This window comes from Archangium sp. Cb G35 (assembly GCF_001896145.1).
Classification (GTDB): domain Bacteria; phylum Myxococcota; class Myxococcia; order Myxococcales; family Myxococcaceae; genus Archangium; species Archangium violaceum.
Map to the genome: position 1 here is coordinate 82,335 of NZ_MPOI01000025.1, position 18,141 is coordinate 100,475.

Genomic DNA, 18,141 nt, shown 5'->3' on the forward strand with positions numbered 1-18,141 from the left:
GTCACTCCCTCCGTCTGGCCGTGGTGATGAGGAAGGCGTCCCGCTCGCCCTCCTGGGCAGAGGAGGAGAGCAGGGTGCCCGTCGTGTAGCCGGCGATGAAGATCTCTCCGCACGCGTCCACCGCCACGGCGTTCGGGTGGTCATCTCCCGCGCTGCCCCATTGCTTGACGTCGAGCCGGTCGCCGTTCACATCCAGCTTCATCATGAAGACGTCGTAACTGCCCTTGTTGGCCGTGGGATCCTGCTCGAGGACCGAGTCCAGCGTCTCGCCCACCACGATGATGTTGCCCTGGGCGTCCACCGCCATGTCCGTCACGAAGTCGGCTCCCGGTGAGCCGTACTGCTTCGTCCAGAGGGGCTCACCGATGGCTCCCTTCTCCGGGTCCATGTTGAGCAACCGCACCACCACGTCCTGTCCGCCGGAGGAGCGCGGCCCCATCACTCCGAACGTCGAGCCGGCGATGAGCAGATTCCCATCCTCCCGGAAGTGGGCGGCCTGCATCGAGTCCATGCTGATTGCCGACTGCCGCCAGAGAGGACCCGGTTCCCCGGTGCCGGGGTCGATCTTCCGCACGAACGAGCCCCGCGTGGAGCCATTCTCGGCGTTGCCCGTGACGTAGATGCTCGAGTCACTCCGGGTGTCCACGGCCAGACCGCCCAGCCGGTCGAGCGCGCTGGTGTCGAACGATCGGAACCAGCGCTCGTTCAACGTCAGCCCCTCCGTTGGCCGCTCCAGCTTGATGAAGAAGGGGTCATCCCACCGCTCGACGTAGGTGGTCCCGGAAGGCACGTAGTAGTCGTCGAACCCGCTGACGATGAGCGCTCCCTGGGCATCGAAGGCGATCCGGTTCGGGTGCTGTGGGCGTATCGAGCCCCCCTGGTACAGGACTCCGTCCTGCTCGGAACCGGCGAAGACGTCCTGCTGGCCCAGGTGGGTGAAATCCGCGGAGGCACCGTGCGCCCGGTCGAAGGCCCCCGTGGTGCGGCCCGCGAAGTAGAGCGCGCCCGTGACCGGGTGGAAGGTCAGCGCATCGAGGGACTCGGTCGTGCCCGGGAGGTCGAAGCTTCTCGAGCCATCGCTGGCTCCGGCTCCCAGCCTCCACAGAACACCCCTCGAATCTCCCGAGGGATCGAATCGCTCCGTTCCGACATCTCCATTCTCATACCCGGCCAGGTAGAGCCGCCCCTGGGCGTCGATGGCCACGTCCAGGAACTCCTCGCTCTTCGCCGCCCCGGTCTGGAATCCCTCCGTGCTCCAGCTCCAGCCCAGGGACTCCGTGGGCACCTGGAAGCACCCGGCGGGCGCCGGCTTGACGTTGTCCTCGCAGGCCGTCAGGGCCAATCCCAGAAGCACCACACCGAACCGGATGGACATGCGTACCCCCCCAAAGAAGAACCCCGGCTCGCCTGATGGCGGCCGGGGCCCTTGCTACCTCACCTCGAGAGCGGATCTCTAGTAGCGGTAGTGGTCGCTCTTGTACGGCCCTTCCTTGGTGACGCCGATGTACTTCGCCTGCGAGTCGGTGAGCTCGGTGAGCTCCGCGCCCAGCTTGGTGAGCTGGAGGCGGGCCACCTTCTCATCCAGGTGCCGCGGCAGCATGTACACGCCCGGCTTGTACTTGCCCGGGTTGGAGAAGATCTCCACCTGCGCCAGCACCTGGTTGGCGAAGGACGAGCTCATCACGTAGCTGGGGTGGCCGGTGCCGCAGCCCAGGTTCACCAGACGCCCCTCGGCCAGCAGGATGATGCGCTTCTTGTCCGGGAAGATGATGTGGTCGACCTGGGGCTTGATGTTCTCCCACTGGTACTGCTTGAGGCCCGCCACATCGATCTCGTTGTCGAAGTGGCCGATGTTGCACACGATCGCGTTGTTCTTCATCCGCTTCATGTGATCGTGGGTGATGACCTGGAAGTTGCCCGTGGCGGTCACGAAGATGTCGGCCTTGTCCGCCGCGTACTCCATGGTGACGACCCGGTAACCCTCCATCGCGGCCTGGAGCGCGCAGATGGGATCGATCTCGGTCACCCACACCTGGGCCTGGAGGCCGCGCAGCGCCTGGGCCGAGCCCTTGCCCACCTCACCGTAGCCGCACACCACGGCGACCTTGCCGGCGATCATCACGTCGGTGGCGCGCTTGATGGCGTCCACCAGGGACTCGCGGCAGCCGTAGATGTTGTCGAACTTGGACTTGGTGACCGAGTCGTTGACGTTGATGGCGGGGAACTTGAGCTTGCCCTCCTTGGCCATCTGGTACAGGCGGTGCACGCCCGTGGTGGTCTCCTCGGTGACGCCCTGGATGTTCTTGAGGATCTTCGAGTACCAGCCCGGCTTGGCCGCCAGCTGCTTCTTGATGGAGGCGAAGAGGATGGTCTCCTCCTCGCTGCCCGGGTTGTTGAGCACGGAGGGATCCGTCTCGGCGCGGGTGCCCAGGTGGATGAGCAGCGTGGCGTCGCCGCCGTCATCGAGGATCATGTTGGGGGTGCCACCGTCGGCCCAGTCGAAGATGCGGTGGGTGTACTCCCAGTACTCCTCGAGCGACTCGCCCTTGTAGGCGAACACGGGGGTGCCGCCGGCGGCGATGGCGGCCGCGGCGTGGTCCTGCGTGGAGAAGATGTTGCAGGACGCCCAGCGGACCTCGGCCCCGAGGGCCTCCAGGGTCTGGATGAGCACCGCGGTCTGGATCGTCATGTGGAGCGAGCCAGCGACGCGAGCGCCCTTGAGGGGCTGGGTCTTGGTGAACTCGTCGCGGATGGCCATGAGACCGGGCATCTCGGTCTCGGCGATCGCGATCTCCTTGCGGCCCCAGTCGGCCAGCTTGATGTCGGCGATGCGGTAGTCGGTGAACTTGGACAGATCGACTGCAGCCCTCATGCGGTGCTCCTCGGCAGGGGGCTGGATGTGGGCGACGGGACCTGCTCGCCTCCCGGGCATCCAGCCACGAGTCAGCGAGCGCCGTTGCACGAACCTGAGCCTGGCGGGGAGGGACCCCCGTTGCAGCGCTCCTCAGGGTGGGCGGACCCTACAACAAGAGGGTGGGGTGCCGCCACAGAAGTGAACCCCCCGAGGCGCCGGGCGAGGGGGTGGACGAAGACTTCCTCCGGGCGGGCTTCTTTGTCACGGTGGGTGGAGCCGGCCGGAACAGCGAGTGGCCGGGAACTGGGGGAGACATCCATGAGCAGGAGATTGGAAGGCAAGGCAGCGCTGGTGACGGGGGCGGGCTCGGGGATTGGCCGTGCGGCGGCGGCGGTGTTCGCGCGCGAGGGGGCGAGGGTGATCGTCTCCGACGTGAACGTGGAGGGAGGGGAGGAGACGGTGGCGGCCATCCAGAAGCAGGGGGGCGAGGCGCGCTTCATCCGTTGGCTCGAGCGCGGCGTCCTTCATCACGGGAGCCGCGCTTCCGGTGGACGGGGGAATCGTCGCGCAGTAGCTACCCCTGCTGTGGGACCATTCAGAACATCCGGCGCAGGGGCCGGGCTGGCTTCGTGGGGAACTGGTAGTTGATGCCCACGGAGAACCAGCTCCCGCCGGCATCGAAGGAGCCGATGTCCTCCGCTTCGCCCCGGCCGGTGACCAGCCGGTAATCGAAGCGCAGGCCCCACACGTCGGAGAGGCGCAGAGTGGCTCCCGCTGTGACTCCGAAGGACTGCGAGCCGCTCTCCACCGCATACCCGCCATCGAAGAACGAGGCCACGAACGTCGGCCCCAGCAGGATTCCCGCCGAGGGAACCAGCCCGTAGCGGCCGAACTCGAATTTGTGCTGGAAGCGCACGTCGATGATCGCTCCGACGCCGACGGCGTTGAGCCCGGGCTGGCCGGTGAACTCCATGCGCTCGTAGGTGGTGAAGAGATCGATTCCCACCTCGATCAGGTTGATGGGCGAGAACGCGAAGCAGCCCATCAGCAGCGGCCCCCCGGTGGCGCCTCGAGAGCGCTCCAGGCCCTGGTGTTTCGGGCGCGCGTAGTACATGTCGTAGAAGCGGCCGTTGGGCGCATACCGCCAGCCGGTCATGAGCGAGAAGCGGCTGGAGCCCTCGAGCTCGTCTTGAGGCATCTCCTCGGTCTCCTCATATCCGTCGTCATACCCGTCGTCGACAGGTGGGGCAGCGGCGGCGGCAGTGGCCGCGAGGGTCGCGAGGAGGAGGAGCAAGGGGCTGCGGGGCATGGAGGGGGCCTTTCGTCGCGGTTCGTCGCCGGACTGCATGACGTGGGCCAGCCCTGAAAGTGGTGATTTCAGGAGCGCCGGGGGGAGGGCAAGGGACAATTTGCGTCACCTGGGGGACGAATATCGTCACTGCGCCCCTTCGTGAATCGGGCCATGGCTCACAGCTCGTGGGCTCCCGTCAGCGGCCTTCGTCTGCCATTGAATCCGGGAGAGAGTCGCCGCGAGAATGCGCCCCCTCGCGTCTCGCGGCGAAGGAACTGCCATGCCCCACGACCTCGCATCCCTCACCGAGCTCTCCACCCTCGAACACCTCCTGAGCACCCAGGGCGTGGAGGCGCTGCTCGCCGCACTGGACTCGGCGCTCGCCCAGACGCCCGAGGACGCCCGCGTGCCGCGGGAGGACGGGCCCACGGTGGGCCCGAAGACGCTGCGCGTCTTGCGCAAGGCCATCGCACTCGACGCCGGCTTCCTGCGGGCGCACCCCGAGGCCCTCTTCCAGTGTCTCTACAACCGGCTGCGCTGGTACGACGCGCCCGATGCCGCCGCGCACTACTCCGGGGCAGGCGCGAAGCCCTGGAGCGACCCGGAGGCGCACCTGCACTCGCTGGCGGCGCAGTGGCGACGGCAGCGCGAAGCGGCGGGTGGCTCGTCCTGGGTGGAGTCCCTGCTTCCGCTGCGCGGCGCCCTCGAAGGCGTGGACGAGGTTCTCTGGCACGACTCCCAGGTGCTGTGCGCGGCGTTCGACCCGTCTGGGACGCGGCTGGCCACCGGCTCGTGGTCGGATGGTCACAACGTGCGCGTCTGGGACGCGGCCACCGCCCGAAGCCTCCAGGTGATGGAGGGCCACGAGGGCGAGGTGCGAGGGATTGCCTGGAGCGCGGACGGCAAGCGCCTGGCGTCGGGCTCGAGGGACCACGACGCGCGCATCTGGGACGCGGAGACGGGAGCGCAACTGCATGCCTTCACCGGCCAGGAGGGCCAGGTGACGTCGGTGGCCTTCAGCCCCGAGGGGACGCTGCTCGCGGTGGGCAACCTCGGCTGGAGAATCCATCTGTACGATGTGGCCTCGGGCAAGAGGGTCCGCACGCTTCAGGGGCATCAGCAGTCGGTGCTGAGCGTGGCGTTCCATCCCTCGGGGCGCTGGCTGGCCTCGGGTGCCTCGGACGACACGGTGCGCGTCTGGGACGTGGAGACGGGGGCGCAGGTGGCGCGGCTGGATTCCGACACGTCCGTCGGCACGGTGGCCTTCAGCCCGGATGGCGAGTGGCTGGCCTGGGCGGCCCTGGACGGCGTCGCCGTGGCGCGGACGCGGGACTGGAAGCGGATGGAGGGATTGAAGGGGGAGGGGCGCTACTCCCAGGTGAGCTGGCTGGGGACGTCGCGCCTGGGCCTGCTCCGGTATGACCGGCTGGAGTTGCTGGAGCTGGGCGACGGCGTCACGCTGTGGACGCGCCCCTATGCCTCGGATGGCCACGAGCGCGGCGCGGCCTTCTCGCCGGACCTGAAGCACTTCGCGCTGACGGCCGCCGACGGGGGCGTGCTCCTGAGCGAGCTCCACGCGCCCACGCCGCCCACCCTGCTCGCCGAGGAGCACCGCGTGGTCAACCTCTGGGGGCGAGCGGAGGGGAACATCGCCATCGCGAAGCGGTACGACGCGGCCTTCGCCATCGATGCCCGGGGACACATGCGGGCGGTACCCGCCGAGGCCAACGAGTCCGGCCTGCAGCCCTGGCGCTTCAGTCCGGACGGCGCCCTGGCCGCCTACCCCGTCCTGCATCTCCACGAGGAGCCTCCCAGGCGGGGCGTCCAGTTGATCGACGTGGAGCGCCTCGTGCCGGTGCGGGAGCTGTCCGTGCCACCGCTGGAGGGGCGTGATGCGTCGAAGAAGCTGACGCTGGAGCCGCCCATGGCCTTCTCGCCGGACGGGCAGTGGCTGGCGGCGGTCATCGAAATCGGCGTGGTGCGGGTGTGGCGCGTCGCGGACGGGAAGCTGCGGCACACCCTGAAGGGGCCGGTGACGCCCGTCTCGCTGGTGGAGTTCACGCCCGATGGGGCCTACGTCGTCTCGGGCCATGCAGAGGCCTCCCGGCTCATGGTGCACGACATGGGCACGGGGGCGCTGGTGCTCGACACCCAGGCGATGCTGAAGCCCGCGCCCGCGTACGCGGCGGCGGCCCGCGCGCCCCGCATCGCCGTGGGCCGGGCCTCTGGGGAGTTGGAGGTCTTCGACCTATCCGCGGGCTTCCGGCGCGTCCTCCAGCCTTCCAATGAGCCTGTCATCGCGGTGCGGCTGTCCGACGATGGCGGCCGGGTGGCCGCGTGCAGTCTGGACGATCGCGTGCGCCTCTTCGACGCGGGGACGGGAGGGCTCCTGTACGAGGTGCCGCATCCGGCGATGCCGTTCTCGGTGGCCATGGAGGGGGATTGGCTGGTCACCCGCTCCGATGACCAGACCACGCGCTTCTTCGACCTCGCCACGGGGGCGCCTCGCGCCGTGATTCAGGGCAACGCGGAGCCCGAGGAGGTAACGCGCCGCCAGTACTGGGAGGTGCTGGGGGAGGGCCCCGTCGCCTTCCATCGCCGGACGGACCCCGTGCCCATGGCGTACTTCCCGGACGTCTTGGAGGAGGACCTCATCCTGCGCGATGGGCTCGTCGTGGCCCGGGGCCGCACCCTTCGGGACTTCCTGTATGTGTTGCGGCTTCACGATGCCCAGGGCGGGGCGTGAGTCCAGGACCCGTTGCCGTGCTCGACGTGGCCCCTCCAGAGGTGCCCTCTCCCAGGGGGGAGAGGGCGCGCGCTCACTACGGTACCGAGCACTTCACCGGGCCGCGCGTGGCCTGGAAGTAGTAGTCGTAGACGCTGGGCGTGAGCGAGAAGTTGCACGCGTTCACGTCGTTGGGGTCCACGCCGGGGTGGTTCTGGAGGTAGCGGGCGACGTAGTCGCGCACGCCATCCGCCGAGGTCCAGAGCACCCGGCCCTCCTTGAACATGGAGTAGCCGCCTCCGCCGCCGGCCCGGTAGTTGTTGACGGCGACGTGGAAGACGTCGTCATCGCGCACGTCCGCGCCCTTGAACCTCAGGTGGGTGAGGCGCGAGCCCAAGGGCTTCGTGAGATCGAACCCGTAGTCGATGCCCGAGTAGAGGTCCCAGTTGTAGTGCTGCACGCTGCTCACCCTGGCCGCCTCCGGTCTGGAGGCATCGGGCGGGGCACTGGGGTTCCACTGGACGAAGTACCCGGCGTTGTGCTCCAGCGCGCGGCGCAGGATGGAGCCGTTGATCTCCATCACATACAGCGTGTTGTCATAGATGTAGATGCTGTAGGCGTCGCGCAGGGTGATGTCGCCAGCGGGCAGGCCATCATCGGTGAAGAGCGCGGCGATCGAGAAGTCCACCGGGAAGCCAGCCTCGTCGGCGGCCTGCTCCTGCACGGCGTTGATGAGATCGGCCAGCGAGCTGTCCACGTAGCGGGCGGCGTAACCCCCGGGGAAGGCGGCGCGGGTGGTGCCAATCTTCCTGCTCACGTAGTTCAGGGTAGTGTCGTGGTGGCCCTGGGTGAGCTGCGTCACCCGCGCGTCCTGCTCCACGCTGGCGTTCACCTCGAGCAGGCGCGAGTCCTTGCCCTCCACCTTCCAGTGGCCGTCCGCGTGGACGAGCGAGAGGTCCACCACGCCCAGGTGGCTGCCCCAGCGGTTGGGCTGGATGAGCAGCACGTCCTGGCCCTGGGTGTTCTCGAGCAGCATCTTGGGGATGGGCTGGTGGGTGTGGCCGGTGAGCAGCACGTCGATGCCCTCGACCTGCTGGGCGATCTGCACCGCCTGGTTCTCGCCGGGCAGGTTGCCGCGGTCGGCCCACTTCGTGGGGTCGGCGTAGTCGGTCAGCCAGGAGGCGGGATCGGTGGCCCTGCCGGTGGGCTGCTTGTCCGGGCCGCTGTGGATGGCCACCACCACCACGTCCGCGCCGGCCTGCCGCATCCTCGGCACGTACTCCCGGGCCGTCGCGAGCGGATCCTCGAAGCGCAGGCCGGGGATGTTCTCCGCGCGCTCCCACGTCGTCACCCCGGGCGTCACCAGGCCGAGGATGCCCACCTTCACTCCGCACACGTCCTTGAGCAGGTAGGGGGTGAAGGCCTCGCCGCCCGAGCTGTGGCGGATGTTGGCGCCGAGCAGGGGGAAGCCCACCTCGCCCTTGAACTTGGAGAGGACGTCGAGGCCGTAGTTGAACTCGTGGTTGCCGAGCGCCATGGCGTCGTAGCGCAGCTCGTTCATGGCCACGGCCATGGGGTGCTGGGGAGCGTTGTCCACCAGGGCGTAGTAGGTGCCCAGCGGCGTACCCTGGATGGTGTCGCCCGTGTCGATGAGCAGGTTGCACTCGGGCTGCTCCGCCCGGGCCTGCTTCACGAGCGTGGCCACCTTGGACAGGCCGCGCAGGGGGTCCGGCTTTCCGGTGAAGTAGTCCCAGGGGAGGATGTTGGTGTGCAGATCGCTCGTCTGCATCAGCCGCAACGTGCGCGGCGAGGTATCCACCGGCGGCGGGGGCTCGGGCTGGGGCTCGGGCTCGTCGCAAGCGGTGAGGGGGAGCAGGGCACAGGTGCCCAGCAGGGAGAGGAGGGCCGAGCGGCGACGGCTGACTGGAGAACGTGGAGACATGACAGGTGACCTCGCAGGACCCGGGATGGAATTCCCGGGCGCGTTCCTCCTACGAGTCCCCACGGGTCATTGCAATCGCATGTTTCTTCTGCCCGGGAACGTTCGCGCTCATCTCCTTGCGGAAGGAACATGTCCATGCACAAGAAGCGATGTCTGTCTTTGCTCGTAGCGGGAGTCGTCTGTGTGAGGTGTGGAGGCAGGCGGCGGGTGTTGGTGTACGTGAAGGGAGCGGCATTGGCGGTCCGCCGTGCCGGGCTTCAGCTCGCCGGTCATCTCCCCTGACTCACCAGGTGGAGCGCCGCCCCTCGGACCAGTCGAGAAACCGGGAGAACCGCTCCCGGCCCTCCAGCAGTTTGACCCCATCCCGAGTCATCCACCGCTCCTCGCTCCGGCGGTCCCGCGCCAGCGCCTGCTCGGAGGAGAAAGGCGGCTCGAGTCCGAAGGCGATCTGATCCTCCAGGCTCTGCGACTCCACCTCGGAGGGAAAGTTCCCGCTGTCGCAAATGATGGGTCGCGGATGCTCATAGGGCCGGAAGCGCCGCCGGTACACCTGCTCGGCCAGTTCGAGGGCCCCCCCGAGGGGCCAGTGCCAGGCGCCCTCCCTGAAGCGGCTGGCGGGGACCTTCAGCAACCACCCGGCCACCGCGCGCTCTCGCCAGTCCAGGGGGAGCGTCCTGGGTGACGAAGCCCCCTTGACGAGGGTATCGATGGCTGCCCCCACCTCTCCGGCTCATCGCGCTGGAGCACCTCGAGGAGGGCCTCTCGAGCCGGGACATGCTCCCGCGCCAGCGTCCCCAGGGCGGGGATGATCTCCACCCGGACCTTCTTCGAGGAGGAGCGGGAGAGGGCGACCACTTGCGCCACCTCCTGCGTGGACATGCCCTCGAGGCAGCCGAGCAGCGAATACACGGCATCGGCGCTGCCGGCGGCCGCGAATCGCAGAAAGACACCCCGGAGGCGCGGCTCCTTACACGAGAGCCCTCGGCCGTACAGGAACCCGTTGTAGAGGCTGAAGTCGGACGGGTACACGGTGCCGCGCTCGGCGTCCGCCTCGACCTGCGCGATGACCCGGGAGTGGAACACGGGCAACGCCTGGAGGGTCTGGGTGACGAGCTTCGGAAGCTGGCGAGCCGACTCCAGCTCCGGAAGATAGGTGCCCCGGGTGCGCTGCGCGAGGTAGCACCCCCAGAGGACCTCGATGGCGCGAGTGGAGACCGCGGGCTCCCTGGCGGGGTCGGGCTCCTGCTCCAGGAGCACGAGGCTGGCGGCGATCGCCATCGCGTCCTCACCCGCGAAGAGCCGCTGGACGAGCAACGCGCGCCCCTCGGGGAGCTTCGCCAGGGACTTCAGCAGCTCCAACCCCCACGGGAAGGGCTCCGGTTTCGGCGACCGCAGTTCGTGCTCGGCGAGCGCGAAGAGGCGGCCCATCAGCTCGGGGGGCACGTCCCCTCGGGAGGGATTCGCGACGGCCTCTTTCAGCACGCCATGGAGCAGGGGCCAGAGCTGCTCCTGGACGCGCCGGGTCACCGTGGGGCGCTCGTGCTGATAGTCGAAGCCGTCCACCAACGTGGAGAGGGACGGCTTCACCAGCATCCTCTTCAACGCGAGCGAGAACACCTCGGGCTCGCGACTGGCGATGGCGACACACTGCGGCACCGTGTCACAGCGGGGGGGAGGCTCATGGAAGAGCCGATGGAGCGACTGACGATCCCTCCTCGCGGCCTGCTGTGACTGGCAGGCGAGCTGGAGAGTGGCCAGGAGGACACAGGCGAGAAGACGGTGAGCGCTCATGGTCCACGAGCGTCCCATGAGCACCTTCCACCCCTCGTCATGCGGGCCACATGACTCCATCATGAAAGCGGCATGCCTCCCCATCATCACCCTGGTGGAGGCGGCGGGAATCGAAGCCGCCAAGGGCGGAGCCGCCCCCACTCGGGACCAGAGGCACACCCCCGTTCTCCCTCTGAACATGGGGCGCCCATCTGTCCGGGAGAGTCCAGGCGCGTCCGTTCGATTTGGTCCTTTTTTGGTCCCTTTTGCCGCTTTGTCGAACGCGAGCGACGGGCCCAACGATCCATCTATATCCTACTAAGCTGCATCACCAATGCTAATCCGCAACGTAGCATTTTGTGGCTCAATCCACGCAGCTAACGGCCCCATGCATCCCACCGCGCTTCCAGCAACACTGTACAAATGCACGAGGACGACGATCGCCCGCCCCACAGACATGGGCACTGAAATTTCGCCGTCACACAGTTTCTCAAAAAATCAAAGATATGGCCAAAGTTGGTTCCAAGCTAATATCTATGCATGACCCAAACGCTCAAACCCGGATTTTCCACGACCGAGCCATTGCTCCCTCGTGTTGTTTTGTCACCCACCTACTTCACGTCGCTTCATTTGGATGGTCTTTCACTTGAGAAGGCTATTCATGAGTACCTGGATTGGGTTGAAGGAGTTAGAGCCTACAAGAAACGACGGTCTTCTCGTGAGTTGCAAGGCGTACCTTCAAAGTTCAATCGAGAGGCACTGCTCAACGGCACGAGTCCGATTTTGTCGAATGGATGCGAGCTTACCGTGCGACATAACGCAGAAAAATTTCTTCTGCGATTCGTGCACCGAGACGACCAAAAGCCCGACATCTGGTGGCACTCAGTTGTTCGCATTACCAGTGAAACCACATCAAAAGGCATTCTTGTTGAACATGCCACTGGTAGAGCTTCACCACCGCACCTAAACCTTCGGCCTGTCGCCGGGGCCCCTATTGTTGTCGGCAATCTCTGCGCTCTGCCAAGCGCAAAACCACGCGCACGAGATCTTTTCACGAAAGGCCCGATTCACATCCGAAAGGACGAGGCGAAGACATTTGTGCGCCACGTGCTCATGGATGACAATCGCTCCCATCCCTATTTGGTTGTGTCGGCGCTTAAAGACTCAAACACCTTTCTCGTCGACCCGGACGTGCTAGCGAAACGCCTCTCCACTCAAGCCGTTGTCGTCAAGCTTGATGATGACGCCACATGGCTGTTTGCGGATGCATTTGAAGAGTTGGGTTTTGATCGTGAGTATGGTCACTGTTTTGATGGAGCAGCGCGGGTTTATCAGACCGGCATCAAGAAAAGTCGGAGCCCTCGCGACCACTATCTGTGGTTTCCTGAGCGGTTTGAGACTTACGGCTCGACTGCCACCGAACGGCTAGCTGGAGAAGTTGCCGAAAGAATTACTTGGCGTGCTCTTCCTCCTAGATTCTTTGCAATTCTTGAGGAGTGGGATCGCAATGAAAGTCGTGCACAGGCCGAGACACTCCTGCAACGAGAGACAGCAAACGCAAAAAATCTTCAACTTCAGAGTGAGATTCATGCACAAGAGATCGCCGAACTTCGGCATCAACTTAGAACGGCACAAGAAGAGCGAACAATTTGGGAGCGTGACGTCATCCGTCACGAAGCCGAGATCAATGAATTGCGCCAGCTTCTTGAGATTGCAGAGCAAGAACGTGACCAATCAAAACATAAAGAGCAGCTTGCCTCAGTTCACTTGGCAAGCCTTCTGAAAACAACCAACAATGGCCTGAACGCCCCACAAAAAGAGGCTCTGCGCGACGTGCTGCGAGGTGGTCCTCGGTCACTTGAGCAAGCTCTTCATGTATTGAACGCATTGTTTTCGGATCGGGTGATCATTCTGCCATCCGCATGGAGTTCAGCAAAAGAGTCCGCAGCTTTTCAGAAGCCGGAAAAGGCATTTGAACTCATGCTTGTTCTCGTCCAAGAATACTTTGTGGAGATCCAAAACGGCGGTGACTCGGCTGGCAAGAAATGCTTCTCAAGTGCTACCTTTGCTTCAAGGGAAAGTGAATCTGTCGAGGGTCGCAAAGGTGCTCAAAAGCTTCGTACTTTTCAATACAACGGCAATCCAATCGTCATGTGGAAGCACCTGAAAATTGGCGTGAAGGATAGTGTCGCCGAGACATGGCGACTGCATTTTGAGTTTGACCCGGACGCAAAGAAAATTGTGATTGGTCACTGTGGACGACATCTTGACTTCAAGTGACAGGGGATTGAGTTTTCCATCCTTCCAGCGCTCGTCGATTGAATTAGGGCATTTGTTCGGCTCTCCTGTAGCACCCGTGGGTTTCCCTCGACGGATGGTGGTTCACAGCGAGAGACGACCAATGTGATGCGCAAAGGGCTGCTCCCCTCTGAACCAGCGCTGGCGGTCGCCTTGCATAACGCGCCGCCCCGGTACGGACAGGGAGGGACGAAGAGCGCGGCGGGAGAGGCGGACGATGGCGCGGATCGGGGTGGAGAAACTGCTGGGGGTGAAGGGCCTGCGAGTGAGTGGAGCCCGCTTCGAGCCCCATGGCGTGGTGGAGGTGAAGCCGCCCCGGCGCAAGTCCCGCTGTGGTGTCTGTGATGCCCTTGCCCGCGCTACGACGCCTGGAGCGCGGATTCCTGGCCCTGGGTACTCGTTCGGCCAAGCATCGCAGCACGTCATTGACTGGACGGGTACCCCTGGTGGCCTCCAACGGCCCGAGGTGCCCGCCGTGGCTGCCGGGTTGCTGGCACCCTCCACCGGCCCGTGCTTCGTGCATGTCCTCGCGGGCCTTGGGGTGGCTGCCATGGCCACCACCGGCCCGTGCTCCGATTATCCGAGTAGCACCACCCCGAGCTTCGGCTGCCGGGCCCTGTCCGCCACTGGCCCGTGCTTCGGGCATCACCCGGGATCCAAGTTCCAGGTGCCTTCCTCCCAATGTTTCAGGGCCATGATCGCATCAATAGCCGCAACACCGTCTCCGGTGGCGGCAGCCTCCAGCACTGCTTTTGCTTCCGCCGTTCGATACCGCAGCAAGAACCCAGCAGCACTAACCCGTACATCCGCGCGAGGATGCTTGAGCAGAACGGCGAGCGCATCACGTCCGGCATCACCCTTCAACCGCAGCTTCTTGAGCGCAGATATATAACGACTAGCGTGCTTGTTGCCCGTCTTTGCGTCTCCTCTCCTTATCGCCTCCGTCTGCGCGGCCACGTTCTCCGCAAACTCCTCTACAATCCTCTCTATATCCTTCGCCATCACCACTCCCCTGCTCTGATCTTTTCCATAGCAAGCAGCGCAAACGAGCGCTGCTTCTCATAACTTTGAGTTCTTATCCACTCTCGCACGGTCAAGTCGTATGAGTTTGTGATATTGGGTCTCTTTGAGGAATAGAACGCACTGACCTCCGCATGCAGATCCTTGTTTAGTGGAATGATATTCTCAGTATTATGAAGAGCCTCGGCACCGAAACGCTTGAGGTTGAATTTGTGCTTCTCGACGAGATGATGCCATTCCAGCCCGTCGCCAGCCTTTCCCATGTAACGTTTGAAGGCCCTGAACGAACTAAAGGCGCGATGACCATTAGGAAGAAGTCTGCCGCCTTTCGTGGGCTCATTGGATTTGAGTGCAGGGCGCGCGCCTCCTCCGTTCCGCGCAGTCATGGACACGGCATTGACTGGCAGGACAATGCGGATCGTGCCCTCGTTTACGGAAAGAATGACTCGCTCGGCATCGGCTGCCGCATCCATCAGGCGAAGCCCAGTGTTTGCCTCGACGGTGCGCGAAGCTTGCCCGAAGCCCGGCAGCTTCGGCCCTTTCGACATGAGCGCCGCCGTTTCACCTACCGCCGCCGTCGCCACCATGACGAGAATTCGCACGCTATTGGGGCCGATGACTCTTCCGAACCTGTCACCCACCTCCCGCAACTCCGCAAAGCTAGAAGCTCGCGGCGCATCTTCGTAAAGCTGAGCATAGGCTCGCAGTAGATCGAAGAATTCCCATCCGAGATAGCCCCACATGAGCACGGAGAACGCGAGCGCAACGCCCTTCGTGACGGGCTCGGGTGCAAGCAATAGAGCCATATAGGCTGTAATCGTGAGGCTGAGAGTAGCAAGTACCCGCGTCGGGTTGAGCATGGCCCGCACTTCCGCATCCACGCCTTCCAGGGCGGGCCCCACCGCCAGGGCAAGGGCGATACTGCGCTTATCGTTGGCTTGCAGGCGGGGCCCATCGTCAAACAACGTTAGACAGTCGCCAGGATTACCGCGCCGCTCACAAAATCGCCCATAGGACTGCGCCAAGTCTGATTGCCACGCTTCGCCGCTCAAAGGCGCGGACGCTAGCGCCAGCTTCCGGCCGACGTACAACGGGGGGCATGAGGTGGACACCCGCAGCGGGACTTCGAGCCAAAACGTTGCCAGAGCGGCCCTAAGCTCGGAGTCACTGACGCTCACCGGCTGAAAGTCCGTGGGCAGGTTGGAAAAGATGGCTTCGCCGTCGCCTGTGTCTTCTTCGTCGGCTTCCGCCTCCAGCGTCCACGCCTCGGAGGAGCCCTCGGGAGTGGGCAGGCTGGAACGGTACGCCGTCAGCCCTCCGCCTGAGGGGGTTCCCGTGGCGCACGCTGTAACCAGCATCAACGCCGCCAGGGCCAGCGCCCCCACTCGCAAGGGCTGCCGTGTGCCCATGGGGCGAGTATCGATGGCATGCCTAGACATTTACGCACCTCTCCGGGCGAGCCGCCCGAGTTGGAAGCCAAACCCGCCGATTACAGAAAACGGCTGATAGCTAGGTCAAGCCGTCGGGTCTGGTGAGGTGCCCAAAACCCATCGGGTAGGTTGTGCTTCCCTCGGGCCCCATGGGGCGACGGCGCCACTCACTCGCGCTCGCCTCCTTGCTCTACAGGCGGGAACGTGACGTTCCCGAGGGTGACGGTGCGGGGCCCCTCTGCCTCCCACAACTTGAGGGTGCAGGGGCAGGCGAGTTGCCCCGCCTCCCTCTCGGCGCCCACCACGACAAAGCCAGGGGCCCCGGCGGGAATTGCGGCCTCCTGCCATGGTGAAAACTCCACCTCCGCGCCCGTCGAGTCCTTCAACACCGCCCCCGCCGCTGTCCAGGGCTCGGCCCCAGGGTTTAGGAGCTTCAGCCGCACCGCCACGCTTCCCGGGTGGCTGTAGCTCCTGGCCTTGGCCAGTTCTAGCGCGTTGCCAGGGTACTGCCTCAAGTCTCCGAGAATGTTCTTTGATTGAACGGCCCTTGTGCGCTCCAGCCATGCGGCGCCCATGAGTCCGCCCGGCTCGGTGCGCTCGGCCAGCAGCCGCGCCTTGTCCTCTTGGCACTGGCGAGCTTCGGCTCGTGCCTCGGATGCCTCCCTCTTGAGTTCATCCGCCGGGCGCGAGTGGCGGAACACCTCCACGCGCCGCGCCCCCAGCACCGAGTGTCCCACCAGCCAAAAGCTTGCACTCTCCGGGGCCGAGCCATCCGCGAAGCGCACCGTCAGCTTGACTCGCTCCCCAGCCAAGAGGCTCCGCTTTGGGTAGACAGTCACGAAATTATCGACTTGCGCGAAGCTTATTGAGCGGTTGTCGGACAGCACCACCGCCCCGGGGGGCAGCGGAGCACCAAATACAAAGGTTGTTGGCTCGTCCGGGGTGACACATACGCCGGGCGTCTGCTCGGTGGACTCGGCCGTTAAGGCAAGCCGAGAGGTGGCGGAGCACTCGGAGACGCCGGGCGGCTCGGCGGCCTCTGCGGTGCCAGTGAGGAGGGCCAACGCCAGGAGTGCACCGGGAAACGGGGGCAGCACGGAAATCAACCTCCAGAATGCAAACGGAGCCATGTCCGACTACCGGGGCCCCTGTGAAACCGCCGGGCACGGTGGCGCCCGGCTTAACACCGCACCGGGCCAACCCGGGCGGCTCTATTCAAAACGGCTTGTTGTCTGTACTTCCAAGCGAGGGAAAACCTTGAAAGCATCCGGCTTGCTGCCGGGCATGAGGCAAAGGCCCACGCCTCTGTGGCAGTCTGGACCTTCGCGCATGCCAGTCAAACCGGAGGTGTAAACCTGAACGCAAACCGGGTAGGTCTGCCGGTCTGGTGTCTGTGCTTGAGTGAAGCGGCCGAAGAAACGCTTTTCCCCAACCGTCAACGTCCCGGTTAGCAGCGTGCCGGGGGGCAGCTTGTCCCACCAATCATCGAGCACCACGGTAACGGGGCCCTCTTTCATGGTGGCGAGTTCATCTCCACCATACCCCTTGTGCCCTTGCAGAACGACGTCTTGGGTCCCGCCAAGGTGAAACTTGGTGTGTGTCTCCCTCGAACCGGCGGGGCACTCCATGGGCGCGGGCTCGGGGCGTACCTGGGCGCCAGGGCAGCCGGTGAGCATGGGTGAGCAGACACCGGCCGCCGTGCATACCCATTTAAAAATGGGGACGCAGCGCCGCGCCTTGTTCTGCGGCTGGGGGGCGGGCTTCTCTTCGGGCTTCAAGCGGGATTCTTTGCGAAGCATGACGGTAGGAGTAGGCGCGGGGGGTTGGGCCCTCACAGGCGCCGCGCCCTTGTTAGCTTCGGCTGGGTTGTGCGGCTGCGCCACTTCGCGGATGGGTGAGGCCCGTTCCGTCTCCCCATCGCTGGCAGACGCGCTCGGTGGGGGCGCCGTCTTCCCTGGAAGCGGGGCGGGCGGAGCTTCCCGGGCGGGTGCTGGCGAGCGCCGCGCGCCCACGGAGCCCACCACGAGCGCCACCAGGGCGAGCACCGCCACCAGGGACAAAGGGGGCCGCTTGAGCAAGTCCAGCAGCAGGCGCCCCGTGGGGAAGGGCCCCGCGCCCAACACCCAACGGCGCACGCCCGAGGCCCCCCGGCGGGCGGGCGGTGCCCGAGCTTCGGCCCGCCCCTGCACCGGGGGCGCGGCTGCGCCACCCACCGGCCCTGCGGGCTCCCCCCGGGGCGGTGCGGCGCCTGCGTCCTCCTGCACCTCCCCAGGGGCTACGTCCACGGCGGGCACGTCGGGCAAGGCCCGCGCTTGCCCTTCCAGGAAACCCACGGGCGGTAGCAGCTTGCCCGGCGCGGGTGGCTGGAGTGCATCGCCCTCCCTCCAAAGCCCCCGCCGGGGCTTCTCGCCTATCCACTGGGCTACCTCCTTCTCTTGCTCATTCCTCGGCTTGTCCGCGTTCGGCCCCCCCACGGTTGTCACACGATTTGGGGACTCCGGATCAATCAACGGCACATCCCAGCTCGCATCCCCCTCATGTGCGGACAACAGCGCCTCAACGGCGCCACATATCTCGTCGTGGTTTTGAAAGCGTGACTGCGGGTCCTTCTCCAGCATGCGCAGACACAAGCGGCTGGCCGATTCGGGCAGTCGCGGATTGGCGACGCAAGGATGCGGCGGGGAGTCCAAGCGGATGCGAGCATTAAGCCCCGGCTCCCTTCGATTTCCAAACGGCAGCACGTCCGTAAGCAGCCAGTACAGAGTCACCCCCAGCGCCCACAGTTCGTCCGAGAGGCTATATGTATAAGAA

General features: G+C 65.3%; 13 protein-coding genes and 1 riboswitch. Of the genes, 3 read left to right on the plus strand and 10 right to left on the minus strand.

Annotated elements, in window-relative coordinates; all coding sequences use genetic code 11:
• Window position 1: 1 nt before the first annotated feature.
• Together BO221_RS50210 and ahcY are read right to left on the minus strand one after the other, a co-directional pair.
• A complete protein-coding gene (locus BO221_RS50210) occupies window positions 2-1,375 on the minus strand; it encodes an SBBP repeat-containing protein (protein ID WP_143196161.1) in 1,374 nt (457 codons plus the stop codon).
• A 78-nt stretch (window positions 1,376-1,453) separates the two neighbouring features.
• Window positions 1,454-2,872 carry an adenosylhomocysteinase gene (ahcY, locus tag BO221_RS50215; protein WP_073568071.1) on the minus strand — a complete coding sequence of 473 codons (1,419 nt, stop codon included), beginning with the start codon at window positions 2,870-2,872 and terminating at the stop codon, window positions 1,454-1,456.
• Window positions 2,873-2,941: 69 nt separating this feature from the next.
• Window positions 2,942-3,012, minus strand: a riboswitch (S-adenosyl-L-homocysteine riboswitch).
• A gap of 160 nt (window positions 3,013-3,172) precedes the next feature.
• Between ahcY and BO221_RS57545 the strand changes: the two genes are divergently transcribed.
• Complete coding sequence (locus BO221_RS57545) at window positions 3,173-3,502, plus strand: SDR family NAD(P)-dependent oxidoreductase (protein WP_304528737.1); 330 nt, start codon at window positions 3,173-3,175, stop codon at window positions 3,500-3,502.
• Here the strand turns inward: BO221_RS57545 and BO221_RS50225 are convergent.
• On the minus strand, window positions 3,450-4,163 hold the full coding sequence (locus BO221_RS50225; RefSeq protein ID WP_073568072.1) for a hypothetical protein: 714 nt from the start codon (window positions 4,161-4,163) through the stop codon (window positions 3,450-3,452). The genes BO221_RS57545 and BO221_RS50225 overlap by 53 nt on opposite strands.
• Before the next feature lie 262 nt (window positions 4,164-4,425).
• Here BO221_RS50225 and BO221_RS50230 point away from each other — a divergent pair, with 262 nt between their 5' ends.
• A complete protein-coding gene (locus tag BO221_RS50230) occupies window positions 4,426-6,891 on the plus strand; it encodes a WD40 repeat domain-containing protein (protein ID WP_073568073.1) in 2,466 nt (821 codons plus the stop codon).
• A 76-nt stretch (window positions 6,892-6,967) separates the two neighbouring features.
• On the opposite strand, the gene BO221_RS50235 is transcribed toward BO221_RS50230, so the two are convergent.
• From BO221_RS50235 to BO221_RS50245, 3 genes are all read right to left on the minus strand, one after another.
• On the minus strand, window positions 6,968-8,812 hold the full coding sequence (locus BO221_RS50235) for a bifunctional UDP-sugar hydrolase/5'-nucleotidase (protein ID WP_073568074.1): 1,845 nt from the start codon (window positions 8,810-8,812) through the stop codon (window positions 6,968-6,970).
• Window positions 8,813-9,095: 283 nt separating this feature from the next.
• A complete protein-coding gene (locus BO221_RS50240; protein ID WP_158080056.1) occupies window positions 9,096-9,443 on the minus strand; it encodes a hypothetical protein in 348 nt (115 codons plus the stop codon).
• Complete coding sequence (locus tag BO221_RS50245) at window positions 9,437-10,603, minus strand: hypothetical protein (protein WP_143196162.1); 1,167 nt, start codon at window positions 10,601-10,603, stop codon at window positions 9,437-9,439. Before BO221_RS50245 ends, BO221_RS50240 begins: the two co-directional genes overlap by 7 nt.
• Window positions 10,604-11,122: 519 nt before the next feature.
• Between BO221_RS50245 and BO221_RS54595 the strand changes: the two genes are divergently transcribed.
• Entirely contained in the window at window positions 11,123-12,862 is a 1,740-nt protein-coding gene (locus tag BO221_RS54595; RefSeq protein WP_143196163.1) for a hypothetical protein, read from the plus strand.
• A gap of 663 nt (window positions 12,863-13,525) precedes the next feature.
• Here BO221_RS54595 and BO221_RS50255 read toward each other — a convergent pair.
• From BO221_RS50255 to BO221_RS54600, 4 genes are all read right to left on the minus strand, one after another.
• On the minus strand, window positions 13,526-13,882 hold the full coding sequence (locus BO221_RS50255; protein WP_073568078.1) for a DUF2019 domain-containing protein: 357 nt from the start codon (window positions 13,880-13,882) through the stop codon (window positions 13,526-13,528).
• Window positions 13,882-15,309, minus strand: coding sequence for a hypothetical protein (locus tag BO221_RS50260; RefSeq protein WP_143196164.1), 1,428 nt, complete (start codon window positions 15,307-15,309; stop codon window positions 13,882-13,884). Before BO221_RS50260 ends, BO221_RS50255 begins: the two co-directional genes overlap by 1 nt.
• Before the next feature lie 188 nt (window positions 15,310-15,497).
• Window positions 15,498-16,427, minus strand: a complete 930-nt coding sequence (locus BO221_RS50265) for a DUF2381 family protein (RefSeq protein ID WP_158080057.1) — start codon at window positions 16,425-16,427, stop codon at window positions 15,498-15,500.
• 114 nt (window positions 16,428-16,541) lie between these two features.
• Window positions 16,542-16,847: a hypothetical protein gene (locus BO221_RS54600; protein ID WP_143196165.1), complete on the minus strand. Its 306-nt coding sequence runs from the start codon at window positions 16,845-16,847 to the stop codon at window positions 16,542-16,544.
• Window positions 16,848-18,141 lie beyond the last annotated feature (1,294 nt).

Bases quoted from the DNA above. Each gene is read 5' to 3' on its own strand.
- BO221_RS54595 (WP_143196163.1), top strand. From the start codon at position 11,123: ATGACCCAAACGCTCAAACCCGGATTTTCCACGACCGAGCCATTGCTC.
- BO221_RS50255 (WP_073568078.1), bottom strand. From the start codon at position 13,882: ATGGCGAAGGATATAGAGAGGATTGTAGAGGAGTTTGCGGAGAACGTG.
- BO221_RS54600 (WP_143196165.1), bottom strand. From the start codon at position 16,847: ATGAAAGAGGGCCCCGTTACCGTGGTGCTCGATGATTGGTGGGACAAG.
- BO221_RS50230 (WP_073568073.1), top strand. From the start codon at position 4,426: ATGCCCCACGACCTCGCATCCCTCACCGAGCTCTCCACCCTCGAACAC.
- BO221_RS57545 (WP_304528737.1), top strand. From the start codon at position 3,173: ATGAGCAGGAGATTGGAAGGCAAGGCAGCGCTGGTGACGGGGGCGGGC.
- BO221_RS50260 (WP_143196164.1), bottom strand. From the start codon at position 15,309: ATGGGCACACGGCAGCCCTTGCGAGTGGGGGCGCTGGCCCTGGCGGCG.
- BO221_RS50235 (WP_073568074.1), bottom strand. From the start codon at position 8,812: ATGTCTCCACGTTCTCCAGTCAGCCGTCGCCGCTCGGCCCTCCTCTCC.
- BO221_RS50225 (WP_073568072.1), bottom strand. From the start codon at position 4,163: ATGCCCCGCAGCCCCTTGCTCCTCCTCCTCGCGACCCTCGCGGCCACT.
- BO221_RS50245 (WP_143196162.1), bottom strand. From the start codon at position 10,603: ATGAGCGCTCACCGTCTTCTCGCCTGTGTCCTCCTGGCCACTCTCCAG.
- ahcY (WP_073568071.1), bottom strand. From the start codon at position 2,872: ATGAGGGCTGCAGTCGATCTGTCCAAGTTCACCGACTACCGCATCGCC.
- BO221_RS50210 (WP_143196161.1), bottom strand. From the start codon at position 1,375: ATGTCCATCCGGTTCGGTGTGGTGCTTCTGGGATTGGCCCTGACGGCC.